A 16,732-nucleotide genomic window follows, 5' to 3' on the forward strand; every position below is an offset into this window, starting at 1 on the left:
ATTTCCTGTAACCCGGGTAAGCGCCAGCGCTTCCCGGGCACCGAATTACGCCTGACGCAAATTCTGCGCCGCTTTGACCATGTTCGCCAGCGCGGCACGGGTTTCCGGCCAGCCGCGGGTTTTCAGGCCGCAGTCCGGGTTCACCCACAGACGTTCTGCTGGAATGCGCAGCTCGGCTTTCTTCAACAGGGCTTCAATCCACTCCACGCTCGGGACGTTCGGCGAGTGAATATCGTATACGCCCGGCCCGATTTCGTTCGGATAGTCGAACTCTTCAAACGATTCCAGCAACTCCATATCAGAGCGCGAGGTTTCAATGGTAATCACGTCCGCATCCAGCGCCGCAATGGAGTCCATGATGTCGTTGAACTCGCAATAACACATGTGGGTGTGGATCTGGGTTTCATCCTTCGCTACCGCCGCGTTAATGCGGAAGGCTTCCACGCCCCACTCCAGATACGCCGCCCAGTCGCTGCGACGCAGCGGCAGACCTTCGCGCAGTGCCGGTTCATCAATCTGGATGATGCCGATACCCGCCGCTTCCAGATCCGCCACTTCATCACGCAGCGCCAGTGCAATCTGCTTCGCGATGGTTTCACGCGTCACGTCTTCACGCGGGAATGACCAGCAGAGAATGGTCACCGGACCGGTCAGCATGCCTTTTACCGGTTTGTCGGTCAGCGACTGGGCATATTTCGCCCACTCCACTGTGATCGCTTCCGGGCGGCTGACGTCGCCAATCACCACCGGCGGCTTCACGCAGCGAGAGCCGTAGCTCTGCACCCAACCGTTCTGGGTGAAGACGAAGCCGTCCAGGTGTTCGCCAAAGTATTCGACCATGTCATTACGCTCGGCTTCACCGTGTACCAGCACGTCGAGACCCAGACGTTCCTGTTCAACAATCGCCTGTTTAATATGTTCCGCAATTCCGGTGCGATAGTTACCAGCATCCAGGTTGCCCTTTTTGAAATCCAGCCGCAGGCCGCGAATTTCTGTGGTTTGCGGGAATGAACCGATAGTCGTAGTCGGCCATGCCGGCAGATTAAAGCGGGCACGTTGCGCCTCGGCACGAACCGGGTAAGCGTTAGCGCGCTGGCTGTCCTGGGCGGTGATTGCCGCCAGACGTTTTTCCACTGCGGCGTTGTGTACGCGGGTAGAGTGACGACGAGCCTGAATCGGTGCGCTCCACTCGACAATTGCCGCCGTATCACCGCTATTCAATGCATCGCGCAGCAGCGCCAGCTCGCCGCATTTTTGCAGGGCGAAGGCAAACCAGCTCTTCACTTCTGCATCAAGGCGGGTTTCAACACTGAGATCGATTGGGCTGTGCAGCAGGGAGCAGGAAGAAGCCACCCACAGGTTACGTTTCCCGACGATATCTTTGATTTGTGCGTATTTTTCGCTGAGATCGGCACGCCAGACGTTGCGGCCGTTCACCAGCCCCGCTGACAGCAGCCAGTCGGCAGGCAGACGTTTATGCAACTCGGCTGCATCATCTTTGCCGTGCACGAAGTCAACGTGCAGTCCCTGCACCGGCAGGGCGGTAATGGTATCCAGGTTTGGCGTTACGCCTTCGAAGTAAGTGGTCAGCAGCAGCTTCACCTGACCCGTCAGCGCGTCATAAGCTGGTTTGAAGGCGTCCAGCCACGCTTGCGGCAATTCCAGCACCAGAGCGGGTTCGTCAATCTGCACCCACTCAATACCGCGTTTCGCCAGCTCGGCCAGCACCTGCTGGTAAACCGGCAGAATGTCGTTCAACAGGCTCAGACGGTCAAACTGCTCGCCTTTCACTTTACCCAACCACAGGTAGGTTACCGGCCCCAGCAACACAGGCTTCACTTTGTGACCGAGCGCCAGCGCTTCGTCCACTTCATCCAGCAGTTGGGTCCAGGTCAGTTTGAACTGCTGACCTTTAGTGAACTCTGGCACCATGTAGTGATAGTTGGTGTTAAACCATTTGGTCATTTCTGCCGCCGCCGCGGGTTCACCCGTTGGTGCGCGGCCACGGCCAATGCGGAATAAGGTATCGATATCGACCGAGCCGTCTTTATTTTGATGGCGAGCCGGAACGTTGCCGAGCAGCAGGCTAGTAGTCAGCACGTGATCGTACCAGGCAAAATCACCCACCGGCAGCAGGTCAACGCCCGTCTGCTTCTGCTGATCCCAGTGGCGGGCACGCAGCTCGCGGCCAACGGTCAGCAAATCTTCACGGGAAGAATTTCCCGCCCAGTAGCTTTCTTGCGCTTTCTTCAACTCGCGACGCAGGCCAATGCGAGGGAAACCGAGGGTGTGATTCAATATTGTCATTTTTCTTCCTCTCTTATTTTATTGAATCTGAAGCAAAAACTCTAAATAGTTCGGTTTGCAGGAAGGCGGCGACACAGCGCATCCCCAGGAGCTTACTGAAGTAAGTGACTGGGGTAAGCGAGGAAGCCAACGCATCTGCAAGCCGAAATATGACGAGTTTTGGACGTCCAGATGTTTACACATCCATAATTGGCGGTTACTGTATATTCCTCAAGCGCAATTTATTCATGCCGAAGTGAAGGACTTTCATGATCGAGATTAAACACCTGAAAACGCTCCAGGCGTTGCGGAATAGTGGTTCTCTGGCAGCCGCTGCGGCGACGTTGCATCAGACCCAATCCGCCCTTTCTCACCAGTTCAGCGATCTGGAGCAGCGCCTTGGCTTTCGACTTTTTATCCGTAAAAGCCAGCCTCTGCGCTTTACGCCGCAGGGAGAAATCCTGCTGCAGTTAGCCAGTCAGGTGTTGCCGCAAATTGGTCGTGCGCTGCAGGCCTGCAACGAACCGCAGCAAACCAGGTTGCGAATCGCGATTGAATGTCACAGTTGTATTCAATGGCTGACGCCCGCGCTGGAGAATTTTCGTGCTAACTGGCCGCAGGTGGAGATGGACTTTAAATCCGGCGTGACGTTCGATCCGCAACCGGCGCTACAGCAGGATGAGCTGGATCTGGTGTTAACCTCCGACATCCTGCCGCGCAGCGGATTGCACTACTCGCCGATGTTCGATTTTGAAGTCCGCCTGGTACTGGCGCCTGACCATCCGTTGGCCAGCAAAACGCAAATCACGCCAGAAGATTTGGCCAGTGAGACGCTGCTCATTTACCCGGTGCAACGGAGTCGACTGGATGTATGGCGGCATTTCCTGCAACCTGCAGGCGTTAGTCCGTCGCTGAAAAGCGTGGATAACACCTTGCTGCTGATTCAGATGGTTGCAGCCAGAATGGGTATCGCGGCGTTACCGCACTGGGTGGTGGAGAGTTTTGAACGCCAGGGCCTGGTAGTGACCAAAACCCTGGGTGATGGATTGTGGAGCCGACTGTACGCCGCCGTGCGTGATGGCGAGCAGCGACAGCCGGTCACAGAAGCGTTTATTCGCTCAGCGCGGAATCACGCCTGCGATCACCTGCCGTTTGTACGGAGTGCGGAACGACCCACTTTCGATGTACCCACAGTGAAGCCACTATCACAGCCGCACCAATGATGAAGCTTGGCCAGTGAGGTTGTTGATGCCAGATAGCCAGGTTAACCAACAGTCCGGCAGGGACATGCATATTGTTCATGATGCCCAGCGTGCCCGCATCCACCTGGGTCGCACCGTAGTTCCACATAAAGTAACCAATGCCGGACGCCGCCACGCCAAGAAAGACCAGAATTCCCCACTGTAGCGTGGTTGCAGGCATTTTCTGCGCATTGCCCAGCATGAACCAGGCCACGACAGCCACCATAAAGGCGCCCATATAAAACCAGGCAAAGGCGTTGTGCTGCGGCATTGGCCGCGTCTCCATCAGACGTTTATAGCCCACCATACCAATGGCAAAGCTGATATTGGACAACTGCACCAGCAGCAGACCGGTCCAGAAGTGGCTGGTCACCTGATCGTAACGAATGATCCCCGCGCCAATCACCGCCAGTAACGCACTAAAGGCGTAACTCCAGCGCAGACGACGTCCGCTCATCAGATCATAAATCAGCGTAATGTAGAGCGGCGTCAGCACGGTAAAGAGCAGCAGTTCTGAAACCGTCAGGTACAGATAGGCGTGAAAACTCAGCATGTACATAATGCCAAGCTGCATGGCACCCACCAGCATATACAGCCCGATCGTTTTTACGCTGTGCCCACGAGTACGTAGAAACGGCAGGAACACCAGCGCAGCCAGCCCAACGCGCACCAGCACCGCAAAATAGCTATCGACATGACCGGCAAGGTACTCGCCAAACAGGCTAAAGGAAAAGGCCCACAGAATTGTGGTAATGATGAGTAACGCCACAATGGATGTCTCTTAACAAAAGGTACACCCATTGTAGCGAAGTTTTTAGTTGACAACTGGTCAACTAACGAACAGAAGGTTACTGCAAAAACAGTTCACGCAGATAGTGTGGCACGGCATCGTCGGCATTAAGACCAATGACTTCCAGTTCCGGGTGCAGATCCTTCAGGCGCTGGTGGGCGTTGCCCATGATGCAGCCTTTACCTGCCATGGAGAGCATTTCCGCATCGTTCATCCCGTCGCCAAAGGCGATGCAGTCTTTCAGGCTGTAGCCCATCGCTTTTGCTACCGCTTCCAGCGCATGACCTTTCGATACGCCGCCAGCCATGACTTCCAGACAGGTAAGCGTAGAGAAGCTGACGTTAACGCGATCGCCCCAGCGGGCGTTAATCGCCTGCTCCAGCGGCAGTAGCCTTTCGTGAGAGTCGGTGGTGAAGAACACTTTGCTGACGCCCTCAGGCTCCAGTAATGCAGGTTCAAACAGGGAATAGTTAAACACCGCTTCTTTGAAGAAACGCATTTCGTCCGGACGATGGCGATTCATAAACCACTCATCATCGCGATAAACGTTGGTCACGATGTCCGGGTTTGCATTCACTACGCCAAACAGGTCGCTGGCAATATCGCGATCCAGGTTATGGGAAAACACCAGATTCCCGTCAGAATCATGCACGCGCGCGCCGTTAGACGTGATCATGTAGGTTTTAATGCCGAGGTTATCGCGAATTTGCCCCACATCAACATGATGACGGCCTGTCGCAAACACGAAGTTAACGCCACGAGCGGTCAATAACTTCAGCGTCTCTTTGGCATAAGGGGACAAAGTATGGTCGGGAGAAAGCAGCGTACCGTCTAAATCAGACGCAACAACCTGATACATAAGAAAATTCAACCTCTAGGCAAAGCGGGTTCCGCTGGATGAGTTATGCTTGTCGAAAAATTCGACAATAGCGTTAAGCGCGACTGAGCGCATTGCGTCCTTTTCAAAAAGGATCTCATGGTACGCGCCTTTGATGACAAGCGGCTGACCCCCTTCTACAGGATGGCCTGCTGCGGCGCGGAGTTCACAAAAACGATCGTGCATGCGGTTATCTACCACCCGCTCTTCTTCAGCCTGAATCAGCAGCGTCGGCGTCGCGTCGTCTCCTGCTCCGGCCAGAACCTGTTCGCCTGCCAGAATACCTTCACGAACCCAGTGGTAGGTGGGGCCGCCAACGCGCAGTCGCGGCTCATCCGCATAGAAGCGCAGATTGCGCCGATAGCGCTGTCGACTATGCGTTAACGCATTCATACCGAATGGCAGCGCCCGCCAGCGCCCGGTTCCCATGGCATAGCCTTCGCGGATCCGCGGATGCCCTTCGGCCCAGTCCAGAATATGGCGTACCATCCAGTCGGGAAAGCGCATCACAATACCAAACATCGGCGCACAAAGCGCGATAGCATCACACTGATTCGGGTGGCGCTGCAGGAACAATGTGGCAATCGCACCGCCCATAGAATGCGCCAGGATATAGCGTTTTCTCCACGGACCGGGTAGCACTTCCTGCTGCCAGAAGGCGGTTAGATCGTCGACATAATCATTAAAGTTATCGACATGACCGCGGTGCGGATCCGAAAGCATACGCCCGGAACGCCCCTGGCCACGGTGATCGATAATGAGAACGTCAAAACCAGAATGAAACAGGTCATACGCCAGTTCAGCGTATTTCACGTAACTTTCAATGCGTCCAGGACAGACGACGATGACGCGATCGTTTTTTTCTGCATGAAAACGGACAAAATGTACGGGGATATCATCTACGCCCGTAAATTCCGCTTCTTCCCGCTGACGCCAGAAATCTGTCAGTGGCCCCATGGAAAAAGCAGCAAACGCGTTTTCTCTTGTTTCCCAGTCTTTTTGCTGCTGAAACATCGGGTATCCAGCCTCGCTGACCAAGTAAAATCGTTTTTTTCGCCGTCACTGACACAACCTAACGGCAGTAGCGTATTGTGGCATAAAAATAGACAATCCGGGAGTTTCTCATGACCTTTGAATGGTGGTTCGCCTACCTGCTGACCTCTATTATTTTGAGCTTGTCCCCAGGCTCTGGCGCAATCAATACCATGACCACCGCCATCAGCCACGGATATCGCGGTGCCAGCGCGTCGATTGCAGGTTTGCAGACCGGGTTGGGCATTCATATCGTTCTGGTTGGCGTAGGACTGGGAACGCTATTTTCACGTTCGGTGATCGCATTTGAGGTGCTGAAGTGGGCGGGAGCGGCCTATCTGATTTGGCTGGGTATCCAGCAGTGGCGCGCGGCGGGTGCTATCGATCTGAATACCATGGCGAATACGCAATCGCGCAGCCGCCTGTTCAAACGCGCGGTCTTTGTTAATCTGACCAACCCCAAGAGCATAGTTTTTCTTGCCGCTCTGTTCCCACAGTTCATCCTGCCGCAGGAACCGCAGTTGATGCAGTACGTGGTGCTTGGCGTCACGACCATCGTGGTCGATATCATTGTGATGATCGGTTACGCGACGCTGGCCACGCGCATTGCAGGCTGGATTAAAGGGCCAAAGCAAATGAAGGCGCTCAACAAAGTGTTTGGCTCGCTATTTATGCTGATAGGCGCTCTGCTGGCATCGGCAAGGCATGCCTAGCAAATGGAACAACGCTCGCAATGAAATGCTAACAGTATGAGCGTCTGAACATGACTTTTCGTACTTTGCCGCAAAGGGAGAAAAGCCTTTTATTCTGTACTGTTAGACGTTGATTGCTAATGCCAGAATTCCGCCACATTCACCTTTCACGGATGATTAACGATGGCGGAAGTAACAACACCACATGATGCAGTATTTAAGACCTTCCTCTCCCGCGTGGAAACTGCGCGGGACTTTATCGAACTTCATCTTCCGCCCTCGCTGATCAAAATCTGCAAACTGGATACGCTCCGTCTGGAATCAGGCAGTTTTGTGGAGGACGATCTGCGTCCCTATTTCAGCGATATTCTCTACTCACTGGAAACCACCAGCGGGCATGGCTATGTACACGTGCTCATTGAGCATCAAAGCTCACCGGACAAGCATATGTCATTTCGCCTGATGCGCTACGCTATCGCAGCGATGCAACGTCATCTTGAGGCGGGAAACGACACTCTGCCGCTGGTTATTCCAGTGCTCTTTTACCATGGCAAGCAAAGCCCATGGCAAGGTTCGATGAACTGGCTGGATCACTTTGAGGATTCAGCGACCGCCCTTCAACTTTACAGCACACCGTTTCCGTTGGTGGATGTGACGGTTATTCCAGATGATGAAATCATGCAGCATCGCAGCATGGCGGCACTGACATTAGTACAAAAACACATTCGCCAGCGCGACATGGCGCAGCTGCTGGATAAACTTACCCGTCTGTTTATGCTGGAGAAGATGAGCGGACAACAAATAACCGTGCTGGTAAACTACATGGTGCAAGCAGGGAATACACAAGATGTTCAGACATTATTGTATAAGCTGGCACAGCGTGTGCCGCAGCATGGAGACAAACTGATGACAATGGCGGATCAACTAAAGCAGATAGGCCGCGAAGAGGGTAAACGTATTGCCCTTACTGATGTGGCAAAAGCGATGCTAAAGCGGGGTCTTGATACCGACGCAATTATGGAAATGACCGGCCTTTCGAAGGACGAATTACAGAAGCTTGCGCAATAAACCGCATACCGCCTGGGACTCCCAGGCGGGTAACAAACTTAGCGCGAAATAATCAGGTGGATGCCGAAACCCGCAAACAGCGCGCCAGCAAAACCATCAATCCACTTCGCCAGACGCTGATAGCCACGACGCATTTTCGGCAACGCAAACAGGCTGGCGACCACGGTAAACCACGCCAGCGTTTCCACGATGATCAGGGCAAAAATCCCCCAACGCGCGCCCGTTCCCACGTTATCGCCAACGAACAATGAGAAGACGGAGCCGAAATAGATAATGGCTTTAGGGTTCGCCAGGTTGGTCAGCAGACCTTTCAAAAAACTGCGTCCGCTCTGCGCCAGCTCCACCTGCGGAGTGGGAGCTGCAACATCCTGTTTTTTAAACGCGCCGCGCAGCATCTGATAACCCATCCAGCACAGATACAGCCCCCCGCCCACCATAATAATGGTGTGCAGCCAGGCCATTTTTTCGATAATCAGATGCAGGCCGAGCAGCGCCACGCCAGCCCAGACCATGACGCCGCAGGTAATACCCAGCACGCCCATCATGGCCTCTTTACGCGAACGGCTAACCGCAGTTTGAGAAACAAAAAAGAAATCGGGACCGGGGCTCATCAGCGCAACGATATGCACCAACGCAACGGTGAAAAATAGCGTTAACATAAAAATGACTCGCGGGGGAATAGTTCAGTGAGTCACCATCCTGGCACTTTTTTGCCCGGCTGACTACTCTTCGTCGTCACCATCAACGTGTGCGCGAATAAGCGCCATAAACTCTTTACCGAAACGCTCAAGTTTACGCATCCCCACACCGTTAACGCTTAGCATTTCACTCGGTGAAACCGGCATCTGCTCGGCCATTTCAATCAGCGTGGCGTCGTTGAACACCACGTATGGCGGGATGTTCTCTTCATCGGCAATGGCTTTACGCAGCTTACGCAATTTGGCGAACAGTTTGCGGTCGTAGTTACCACCGAAGGATTTCTGCATCGCACGCGGTTTCAGCGCCACAATACGTGGTACAGCAAGCTGTAACGCAACGTCACCGCGCAACACCGGACGCGCGGCTTCGGTTAGCTGTAACGCGGAGTGATGAGCAATATTCTGCGTCACCAGGCCCAGGTGAATAAGCTGGCGAATAACGCTCACCCAGTGTTCGTGGCTTTGCTCGCGACCAATGCCATAGACCGGCAGTTTGTCATGAGCCAGTTCGCGAATACGCTGGTTATTCGCTCCGCGCAGCACTTCCACGACGTACCCCATGCCGAAGCGTTGGTTAACACGATAAATCGTCGACAGCGCTTTGCGCGCATCCATGAGTCCGTCATACTGTTTTGGCGGGTCGAGGCAGATGTCGCAGTTACCACACGGTTCCTGACGCCCTTCGCCAAAATAGTTCAGCAGCACCAGACGACGACAGGTCTGCGCCTCGGCAAACGCCCCCATCGCATTGAGCTTATGACGTTCGATATCCAGCAGTTGCCCAGCGGGTTTCTCTTCGAGGCAGCGGCGTAGCCATGCCATATCAGCCGGATCGTAAAACAGCATCGCTTCCGCAGGCAGGCCATCACGCCCGGCGCGGCCGGTTTCCTGGTAATAGGATTCGATGTTGCGCGGAATATCGAAATGCACCACGAAGCGTACGTTAGGTTTGTTGATCCCCATACCGAACGCCACGGTCGCCACTACGATTTGCAGGTCGTCGCGCTGGAATTTCTCCTGCACCTCGGCGCGTATAGCGTTTTCTAGCCCGGCATGATAAGCCCCGGCGCTGATGCCACGGCTTTGCAGACGCGCGGCGGTGTCTTCGACTTTGGCGCGACTGTTACAATAGATAATGCCAGACTTACCGCGCTGCTCTTGCACGTAGCGCATCAGCTGATCGAGCGGCTTAAACTTCTCCATCAGCATGTAGCGAATGTTCGGGCGGTCAAAGCTGCTGATCTGAATTAACGGATCGTTCAGTCCCAGCAGACGCACAATGTCCAGCCGGGTTGTCTCATCCGCGGTCGCGGTCAGCGCCACAAACGGCAGGGTTGGGAAACGCTGACGTAACTGGCCCAGCGCAGCGTACTCGGGGCGGAAATCATGCCCCCACTGCGAAATACAGTGCGCTTCATCAACCGCCAGCAGCACCGGATTCCAGTGCGCCAGATGCTCAAGGAAGTTATCCAGCATCAGGCGTTCGGGCGCAATATACAGTAAGCGAATCTGCCCGCTGCGACAGCCCGCCATCACCTCAAGCTGCTGTTCACGACTTTGAGTAGAATTCAGGCACGCCGCCGCCACGCCGTTGGCCAGCAGTTGATCGACCTGATCTTTCATCAGGGAAATCAGCGGGGAAACGACAACGGTGAGTCCGTTTAGCAATAACGCGGGAATTTGATAGCACAGGGATTTACCGCCGCCGGTCGGCATAACGACCAGGCAGTCGCGACCAGAGAGCACGGTATCAATGATTTCTTCCTGACCGGGGCGAAACTGTTGGTAGCCAAAGGTTTCCTGCAAAACCTGTTTAGCGCCCATTTCCAGATTCAACACTTCCGCCTGCGCCACATTAACCCCATTAGCCTGAAATAAAAACAGGCGCTATTTTCAGCGCCTGAGAGAGAAACTGCAATGATTAAAATACTCTCAATACCTGTCAGAAGATATCGTTGAGCATCACACCCACGCCAACACGGGTCTGATTGAAGTTGTAGTCGATCAGCGATTCGCCGTAACCACTGTAGACCTGAGTGTATAGACGCACATGCTTCGTGATGGGGTAACTGGCTCCCAGTTCTGCGCCACCGTAGCCGGTATTCCAGTTGTACTGGCCTTTCACGCTGATAACCGCGTCACCCAGGTGATAACCCATTTTCAGCTGATAGTAGCCCATATATTTGGTGATATCAGGGTTATCGTCAGTGCTACCAATCACGTACCACGGCTTAACTTCCACCAGCCAGTTACCATTTTCAGCCATCAGACGGGTATAAAGACGGTTCCAGCTACGTGAAGTGGGATCGGATCGGCCGTTGGAGTCATGGTTATAACCCATTTCGACATCACGAAGTGTCCAACCGGCAAAGCGATAGTCGGTGGCGAAACCGAGGAACAATTGCGGTTCGTAGTTGGTTTCGCGAAACGGTGAAGACTCTTCACTGTTCGAAAGCTGCCACCAGGACTTCTGGGTATAGGAACCGCCAAGTACCGAGTTTGGGCCTAATATCCCGCGCCAGAGCGGAAACGCCAGGCTTAGCTGAAACTTAACCTCATCTTTGCGCGCATTTTCGGACCAGCTATAACTGCTGATCGCCTCTTTGTTCATGTCGCTGGTATTGGTGTAAATAAGATAGTTGGTGTCATACGGATAAAGCGTGAAAGGGTTGTCATGTTCCTGCAGCATATTGGCGATAATACTGCCACGAACCGCCGGTGCATCATGAATCTCTTTCACTGTCGCTTCCTGCGCATACGCGGTCAACGGCAGCATAATTGCTGGTAGTAACCATCCCAGAATCGCCCGCATCGGTAATGTTCTCCTGAACCAAAATATTGATGAATTGTATAATTATCTGGCAAGTATTCTACATACTTAGCTAGTTCCTCGTTAGTTATCCCGTCCTAAAGTAGAAAACAACAAATAATAAGCATAATATCAACATTTCATTAACCATTGAGATGTAGGGATCGTATGTCTGCCGTACTTACTGCTGAGGAAGCGCTGAAGTTAGTGGGTGAAATGTTTGTCTATCATATGCCGTTTAACCGGGCGCTGGGACTGGAGCTCGAACGCTATGAGAAAGAATTTGCTCAATTAGCCTTTAATAACCAACCGATGATGGTCGGCAACTGGGCGCAAAGCATTCTGCATGGCGGCGTGATCGCCTCGGCGCTGGACGTCGCCGCGGGGCTGGTATGCGTTGGGAGTACGCTGACCCGCCATGAAACGATCAGCGAGGACGAACTGCGTCAGCGAATGTCACGCATGGGCACAATCGATTTGCGTGTTGATTATCTGCGCCCCGGAAGAGGGAGCCGCTTTACCGCCACCAGTAGCCTGCTGCGGGCGGGCAATAAAGTCGCTGTGGCGCGCGTGGAACTGCATAACGAAGAACAGCTTTATATTGCCAGCGCAACCGCCACTTATATGGTGGGGTAAGTGCCTAAAAAAAGGTAAACTGCTGTTACATTTCTGCAATGAGTTTTCCCGATGGATGCTAAACAAACGCGGCAGGGCGTGCTACTCGCTCTTGCTGCTTATTTTATTTGGGGTATCGCTCCCGCCTACTTCAAGCTGATTTACTATGTTCCGGCGGATGAGATCCTGACGCACCGCGTCATCTGGTCATTTTTCTTTATGGTGGTACTGATGAGCATCAGCCGCCAGTGGTCAGGTGTCAAAACGCTGCTACAAACGCCAAAGAAGATCTTCCTGCTGGCGCTCTCTGCAGTGCTCATCGGCGGAAACTGGCTGCTGTTCATTTGGGCGGTCAATAATCACCATATGCTGGAAGCCAGCCTCGGCTATTTTATTAACCCACTGGTGAATATTGTGCTGGGAATGCTATTCCTCGGTGAGCGCTTTCGTCGCATGCAGTGGCTGGCGGTACTGTTAGCCGCCTGCGGCGTGCTGGTACAGCTGTGGACCTTCGGATCGCTGCCAATAATCGCGCTGGGACTGGCGTTCAGCTTTGCGTTCTATGGGCTGGTGCGCAAGAAGATTGCCGTCGAAGCACAAACCGGCATGCTGATCGAAACCCTGTGGCTTTTACCTGTCGCCGCCATCTATCTGTTTGGCATTGCGGACAGCTCAACCAGCCATATGGGGCAAAACCCCATGTCGCTCAACCTGCTGTTGATTGCCGCGGGTGTCGTGACCACCATTCCGCTGTTGTGCTTTACCGGCGCGGCAACCCGCCTGCGTCTGTCAACGCTGGGATTCTTCCAGTATATCGGGCCTACGCTGATGTTCCTGCTGGCCGTCACCTTCTATGGTGAAGTTCCGGGAACGGATAAAATGGTCACGTTTGCGTTTATCTGGGTGGCGCTGGCGATTTTCGTGATGGATGCGATTTATACGCAACGACGGGTTCGTCGGAGCTAGGGGAGTGTCGGATGGCGCTTCGCTTATCCGGCCTACAAAAGCACATCGCCGTAGGCCGGATAAAGTACAGTGATTACAGCCAGTTCTTGCGCTTAAAGTACAGATACGGCGCCAGACCCGCGAGCATCATAAAGACAATCGCGCCCGGGTAACCGAAGCTCCAGTGCAATTCCGGCATAAACTCAAAGTTCATCCCGTAGCTGGAAGCCACCAGCGTCGGCGGCAGGAATACCACAGAAACCACCGAGAAGATCTTGATGATGCGGTTCTGCTCGATGTTGATAAAGCCCATCGCCGCCTGCATCAGGAAGTTAACCTTCTGGAACAGCGATTCATTATGCGGCAGCAGGGACTCGATATCGCGCAGGATCTCACGCGCCTGCTCCAGCTGACTGCCCGGCAAACGCGCTTTACGTACCAGGAAGTTCAACGCGCGCTGGGTATCCATCAGACACAGACGTACCTTCCAGCCGATATCTTCCAGTTCCGCCAATGTCGACAGCGCTTCGTCATACTCATCGCCCTGACGCCCTTCCATGATCACACGGCTGAGTTTTTCCAGGTCGCTGTAGATGTTTTCGATCTCATCCGCCAGCTGTTCAATTTTGGTTTCGAACAGGTCGAGCAACAGCTCGTAGGCGTTGCCATCCACCATCGCCTGGTTACGCGCACGCATGCGGTACAGGCGGAAGGCCGGCAGTTCGCGCTCGCGCAGAGTAAACAGGCGGCCTTCGCGAATGGTAAATGCGACGGTTGAGTTACCTGCGTGATCGTCGGCGTCTTCGTAAAAGAAGAAGGAGTGGATGTGCAGACCGTCTTCGTCTTCAAAAAAACGTGCGGATGCTTCGATGTCTTCCAGTTCAGGGCGCGTAGCCAGATTCTGGCCCAAGTCCTTTTGCACACGGTTTCGTTCTTCGTCATCCGGCTCGACTAAATCGACCCAGACCGAACTGGCCAGATGCTCGATCTCGTCTGCCTCAAGGCGAGTTAAACGATTGTTTTCCAGTTGAAATGCGCTCAGCATGACCGGGACTCCCAATGCAAAAAATTATCGGACAGTTCGGAGGGCACACAGAAACAAATTGGGTTTCAGACCATTAAACAGCCTGACTCAGCGCGACGGGAAAAAACAGAAGGTCGCTGACAACCGCGAAGGCTATCAGCAAAAAGGGATAGCCTTAGGAGTTGATCCTGGATGACAGGATAATGAGCCAGTATCTACTGGGTGTGTCCAAGGCGAATGTCCTCTTAGCGTAATCGTGCGCGCATGTTACGCCAGCAAAATTTTGACGTCAACACGCAACGGATGGCGAAAAAGTAATAATTTCCCCTTATACAGAAAGGTTAGCAGAGGGGAATTATTTATCTATGATTTCAGAATATTAACCGACAGATAGCCGGATGGCGGCTTCGCCTTATCCGGCCTACAAATCAAAATATTACGTTCTGCGTAGGCCTGATAAGCGCAGCGACATCAGGCGATCATACCGTTTCCAGTCTGGCGTAGGCGGCAACCAGCCATTTGATTCCCTGCCCCTGGAATGCGACCTGCAAACGACTGTGTTCGCCGCTTCCTTCCAGATTAACGATGGTGCCCTCGCCAAACTTAGCGTGGCGCACGCGCTGGCCGAGCTTGTAGCCGGTATCATTTTCCGCCATTGGCGTGCCCATCCGCTGATGACTCACCGGGCGGCTAACCGTGGCACGCAGGCGAACCTCTTCAACGCACGCTTCCGGCAGTTCGCCGATAAAGCGCGACGGACGATGGTAAACCTCTTTGCCGTACAGACGACGCGTCTCGGCATAGGTCAGCGTCAGCTTCTGCATCGCGCGGGTTACACCGACGTAAGCCAGGCGGCGCTCTTCTTCGAGGCGACCACCTTCGTCCAGCGACATCTGGCTGGGGAACATGCCTTCTTCCATTCCCACGATAAACACCTGCGGGAACTCCAGACCTTTCGCCGAGTGCAGCGTCATCAGCTGTACCGCGTCCTGCCAGGTATCCGCCTGCCCTTCGCCCGCTTCCAGCGCGGCGTGAGACAGGAACGCCTGCAGCGGCATTAAGTCTTCGTCTTCTTCGTTGTAGCTGAACTGGCGCGTTGCCGTCACCAGTTCGTCTAAGTTTTCGATACGCGTCTGGCCTTTCTCACCTTTTTCCTGCTCGTACATCATGCGCAGGCCGGAGTCTTTAATCACCCGGTCAGTCTGCACGTGCAGCGGCATATCGGCGGTCTCCTGCGCCAGTGCGTCAATCAGCTCCATAAAGCGCTGTAAGGCGCTGGCGGCGCGACCCGCGAGGGCTTTTTCCTGCAACAGCTCACGACAGGCCTGCCACAGTGTTAGCTGGCGGTCACGGGAGGTCTGACGCACCACATCTAAAGTACGATCGCCAATCCCGCGGGTTGGCGTATTCACCACGCGCTCAAACGCGGCGTCGTCATTGCGGTTGGCGATCAGGCGCAGGTAAGAGAGCGCATCTTTGATTTCCTGGCGTTCGAAGAAGCGCATCCCGCCATAAATCCGATACGGCATGCTGGCCTGTAACAACGCCTCTTCCAGTACGCGCGACTGGGCGTTGCTGCGATAAAGAATAGCGCATTGCTCCAGCGCACCACCGTTGTCCTGCCAGGTCTTGATACGATTGACCACAAAGCGCGCTTCATCGAGTTCGTTGAACGCGCAGTACAGCGAGATCGGTTCGCCGTCGACGCCGTCGGTCCACAGCTTTTTACCCAGACGCCCGTTGTTGTTTTCAATCAGGGCGTTGGCCGCGCTGAGGATATTGTTAGTCGAGCGGTAGTTTTGCTCCAGGCGAATAGTTTCTGCGCCGGGGAAGTCAGTGAGGAAGCGCTGGATGTTCTCCACCTGCGCTCCGCGCCAGCCATAGATCGACTGATCGTCATCGCCGACGATCATTACCTTGCCGGTATCGCCCGCCAGCAGGCGGATCCACGCGTACTGAATGTTGTTGGTATCCTGAAATTCGTCCACCAGGATATTAGTAAAGCGTTCGCGGTAGTGCTGCAGGATATGCGGTTTGTTGAGCCACAGCTCGTGGGCGCGCAGCAGCAGCTCGGCGAAATCCACCAGCCCCGCGCGGTCACACGCTTCCTGGTAAGCCTGATACACTTTCTGCCAGGTTTGCTCAACCGGGTTGCCGTAGCTTTGCAGATGATGCGGACGCAGCCCTTCGTCTTTCTGGCTGTTGATGAACCACATCGCCTGACGCGGCGGCCACTGCTTCTCATCAAGGTTCATCGCCTTGATCAGACGCTTGAGCAAACGCAGTTGGTCTTCACTGTCGAGGATCTGAAAATCCTGCGGCAGGTTTGCATCCATATGATGCGCGCGCAGCAGACGGTGGGCCAGACCGTGGAATGTACCGACCCACATACCGCCCTGGCTGGTTCCCATGATCTGGCCGATACGGTGGCGCATTTCCGCCGCCGCTTTGTTGGTAAAGGTCACCGCCATAATGGAGTACGGCGAGTTGTTCTCAACCGTCAGTAACCAGGCGATACGGTGCACCAGCACGCGCGTTTTACCACTCCCCGCGCCTGCCAGAACCAGCATGTTGCTGCGTGGCGCGGCCACCGCTTCACGCTGTTTATCATTAAGGCTGTCGAGCAGGTAAGAAACGTCCATTGGCACCGCCGCG

Annotated in this window: 15 protein-coding genes; 5 read left to right on the plus strand and 10 right to left on the minus strand. The window is 54.3% G+C overall.

The features are described from left to right. Window positions 1-45: 45 nt before the first annotated feature. Window positions 46-2,307, minus strand: a complete 2,262-nt coding sequence (metE, locus tag IB222_RS22775; protein WP_149384959.1) for a 5-methyltetrahydropteroyltriglutamate--homocysteine S-methyltransferase — start codon at window positions 2,305-2,307, stop codon at window positions 46-48. 248 nt (window positions 2,308-2,555) lie between these two features. Between metE and metR the strand changes: the two genes are divergently transcribed. Then, the gene (gene metR, locus IB222_RS22780) at window positions 2,556-3,509 is read left to right on the plus strand and encodes an HTH-type transcriptional regulator MetR (RefSeq protein WP_003828928.1); all 954 of its coding nucleotides are present in this window, start codon (window positions 2,556-2,558) and stop codon (window positions 3,507-3,509) included. Here metR and IB222_RS22785 read toward each other — a convergent pair. The 3 genes from IB222_RS22785 to pldB all read right to left on the minus strand — a co-directional run bounded on the left by IB222_RS22785 (window position 3,397) and on the right by pldB (window position 6,208). Next, window positions 3,397-4,296 (minus strand): carboxylate/amino acid/amine transporter, encoded by a 900-nt coding sequence (locus IB222_RS22785; protein ID WP_003828930.1) that lies wholly within the window; start codon window positions 4,294-4,296, stop codon window positions 3,397-3,399. The genes metR and IB222_RS22785 overlap by 113 nt on opposite strands. Window positions 4,297-4,375: 79 nt before the next feature. Continuing rightward, on the minus strand, window positions 4,376-5,176 hold the full coding sequence (yigL, locus tag IB222_RS22790) for a sugar/pyridoxal phosphate phosphatase YigL (RefSeq protein ID WP_008787091.1): 801 nt from the start codon (window positions 5,174-5,176) through the stop codon (window positions 4,376-4,378). 15 nt (window positions 5,177-5,191) lie between these two features. Then, window positions 5,192-6,208 carry a lysophospholipase L2 gene (gene pldB, locus IB222_RS22795; protein ID WP_003017911.1) on the minus strand — a complete coding sequence of 339 codons (1,017 nt, stop codon included), beginning with the start codon at window positions 6,206-6,208 and terminating at the stop codon, window positions 5,192-5,194. Window positions 6,209-6,318: 110 nt separating this feature from the next. Here pldB and rhtB point away from each other — a divergent pair, with 110 nt between their 5' ends. Beyond that, complete coding sequence (gene rhtB / locus IB222_RS22800) at window positions 6,319-6,939, plus strand: homoserine/homoserine lactone efflux protein (RefSeq protein WP_003828938.1); 621 nt, start codon at window positions 6,319-6,321, stop codon at window positions 6,937-6,939. Window positions 6,940-7,101: 162 nt separating this feature from the next. Continuing rightward, window positions 7,102-7,986, plus strand: coding sequence for an Rpn family recombination-promoting nuclease/putative transposase (locus tag IB222_RS22805; RefSeq protein ID WP_149384958.1), 885 nt, complete (start codon window positions 7,102-7,104; stop codon window positions 7,984-7,986). 38 nt (window positions 7,987-8,024) lie between these two features. On the opposite strand, the gene rhtC is transcribed toward IB222_RS22805, so the two are convergent. The 3 genes from rhtC to pldA form a co-directional block, all read right to left on the minus strand. Further along, window positions 8,025-8,645, minus strand: a complete 621-nt coding sequence (gene rhtC, locus IB222_RS22810) for a threonine export protein RhtC (RefSeq protein WP_003828942.1) — start codon at window positions 8,643-8,645, stop codon at window positions 8,025-8,027. Window positions 8,646-8,708: 63 nt separating this feature from the next. Then, window positions 8,709-10,538 carry an ATP-dependent DNA helicase RecQ gene (gene recQ, locus IB222_RS22815; protein WP_148362629.1) on the minus strand — a complete coding sequence of 610 codons (1,830 nt, stop codon included), beginning with the start codon at window positions 10,536-10,538 and terminating at the stop codon, window positions 8,709-8,711. An 88-nt stretch (window positions 10,539-10,626) separates the two neighbouring features. Beyond that, a complete protein-coding gene (pldA, locus tag IB222_RS22820; RefSeq protein ID WP_003828947.1) occupies window positions 10,627-11,496 on the minus strand; it encodes a phospholipase A in 870 nt (289 codons plus the stop codon). A 165-nt stretch (window positions 11,497-11,661) separates the two neighbouring features. On the opposite strand from pldA, the gene yigI reads away from it, so the two are divergent. Both yigI and rarD read left to right on the plus strand, forming a co-directional pair. Then, entirely contained in the window at window positions 11,662-12,129 is a 468-nt protein-coding gene (yigI, locus tag IB222_RS22825; RefSeq protein WP_003828949.1) for an acyl-CoA thioesterase YigI, read from the plus strand. 51 nt (window positions 12,130-12,180) lie between these two features. After that, complete coding sequence (rarD, locus tag IB222_RS22830) at window positions 12,181-13,074, plus strand: EamA family transporter RarD (protein WP_003828953.1); 894 nt, start codon at window positions 12,181-12,183, stop codon at window positions 13,072-13,074. A gap of 73 nt (window positions 13,075-13,147) precedes the next feature. On the opposite strand, the gene corA is transcribed toward rarD, so the two are convergent. The 3 genes from corA to uvrD form a co-directional block, all read right to left on the minus strand. Further along, a complete protein-coding gene (corA, locus tag IB222_RS22835) occupies window positions 13,148-14,098 on the minus strand; it encodes a magnesium/cobalt transporter CorA (RefSeq protein ID WP_003017920.1) in 951 nt (316 codons plus the stop codon). Window positions 14,099-14,252: 154 nt separating this feature from the next. Continuing rightward, window positions 14,253-14,309, minus strand: coding sequence for a YsgD/CorL family protein (ysgD, locus tag IB222_RS22840; protein WP_212723238.1), 57 nt, complete (start codon window positions 14,307-14,309; stop codon window positions 14,253-14,255). 247 nt (window positions 14,310-14,556) lie between these two features. After that, window positions 14,557-16,719 (minus strand): DNA helicase II, encoded by a 2,163-nt coding sequence (uvrD, locus tag IB222_RS22845; protein WP_003828957.1) that lies wholly within the window; start codon window positions 16,717-16,719, stop codon window positions 14,557-14,559. Window positions 16,720-16,732: the final 13 nt, after the last annotated feature.

The sequence above is a fragment of the Citrobacter sp. C13 genome (assembly GCF_014596815.2).
Classification (GTDB): Bacteria; Pseudomonadota; Gammaproteobacteria; order Enterobacterales; family Enterobacteriaceae; genus Citrobacter; species Citrobacter portucalensis.

Excerpts from the sequence above, each read along its gene's own strand:
- yigL (WP_008787091.1), bottom strand. The coding sequence starts at position 5,176 with ATGTATCAGGTTGTTGCGTCTGATTTAGACGGTACGCTGCTTTCTCCC.
- metR (WP_003828928.1), top strand. The coding sequence starts at position 2,556 with ATGATCGAGATTAAACACCTGAAAACGCTCCAGGCGTTGCGGAATAGT.
- rhtC (WP_003828942.1), bottom strand. The coding sequence starts at position 8,645 with ATGTTAACGCTATTTTTCACCGTTGCGTTGGTGCATATCGTTGCGCTG.
- pldA (WP_003828947.1), bottom strand. The coding sequence starts at position 11,496 with ATGCGGGCGATTCTGGGATGGTTACTACCAGCAATTATGCTGCCGTTG.
- uvrD (WP_003828957.1), bottom strand. The coding sequence starts at position 16,719 with ATGGACGTTTCTTACCTGCTCGACAGCCTTAATGATAAACAGCGTGAA.
- pldB (WP_003017911.1), bottom strand. The coding sequence starts at position 6,208 with ATGTTTCAGCAGCAAAAAGACTGGGAAACAAGAGAAAACGCGTTTGCT.
- IB222_RS22805 (WP_149384958.1), top strand. The coding sequence starts at position 7,102 with ATGGCGGAAGTAACAACACCACATGATGCAGTATTTAAGACCTTCCTC.
- rhtB (WP_003828938.1), top strand. The coding sequence starts at position 6,319 with ATGACCTTTGAATGGTGGTTCGCCTACCTGCTGACCTCTATTATTTTG.
- yigI (WP_003828949.1), top strand. The coding sequence starts at position 11,662 with ATGTCTGCCGTACTTACTGCTGAGGAAGCGCTGAAGTTAGTGGGTGAA.
- metE (WP_149384959.1), bottom strand. The coding sequence starts at position 2,307 with ATGACAATATTGAATCACACCCTCGGTTTCCCTCGCATTGGCCTGCGT.
- corA (WP_003017920.1), bottom strand. The coding sequence starts at position 14,098 with ATGCTGAGCGCATTTCAACTGGAAAACAATCGTTTAACTCGCCTTGAG.
- rarD (WP_003828953.1), top strand. The coding sequence starts at position 12,181 with ATGGATGCTAAACAAACGCGGCAGGGCGTGCTACTCGCTCTTGCTGCT.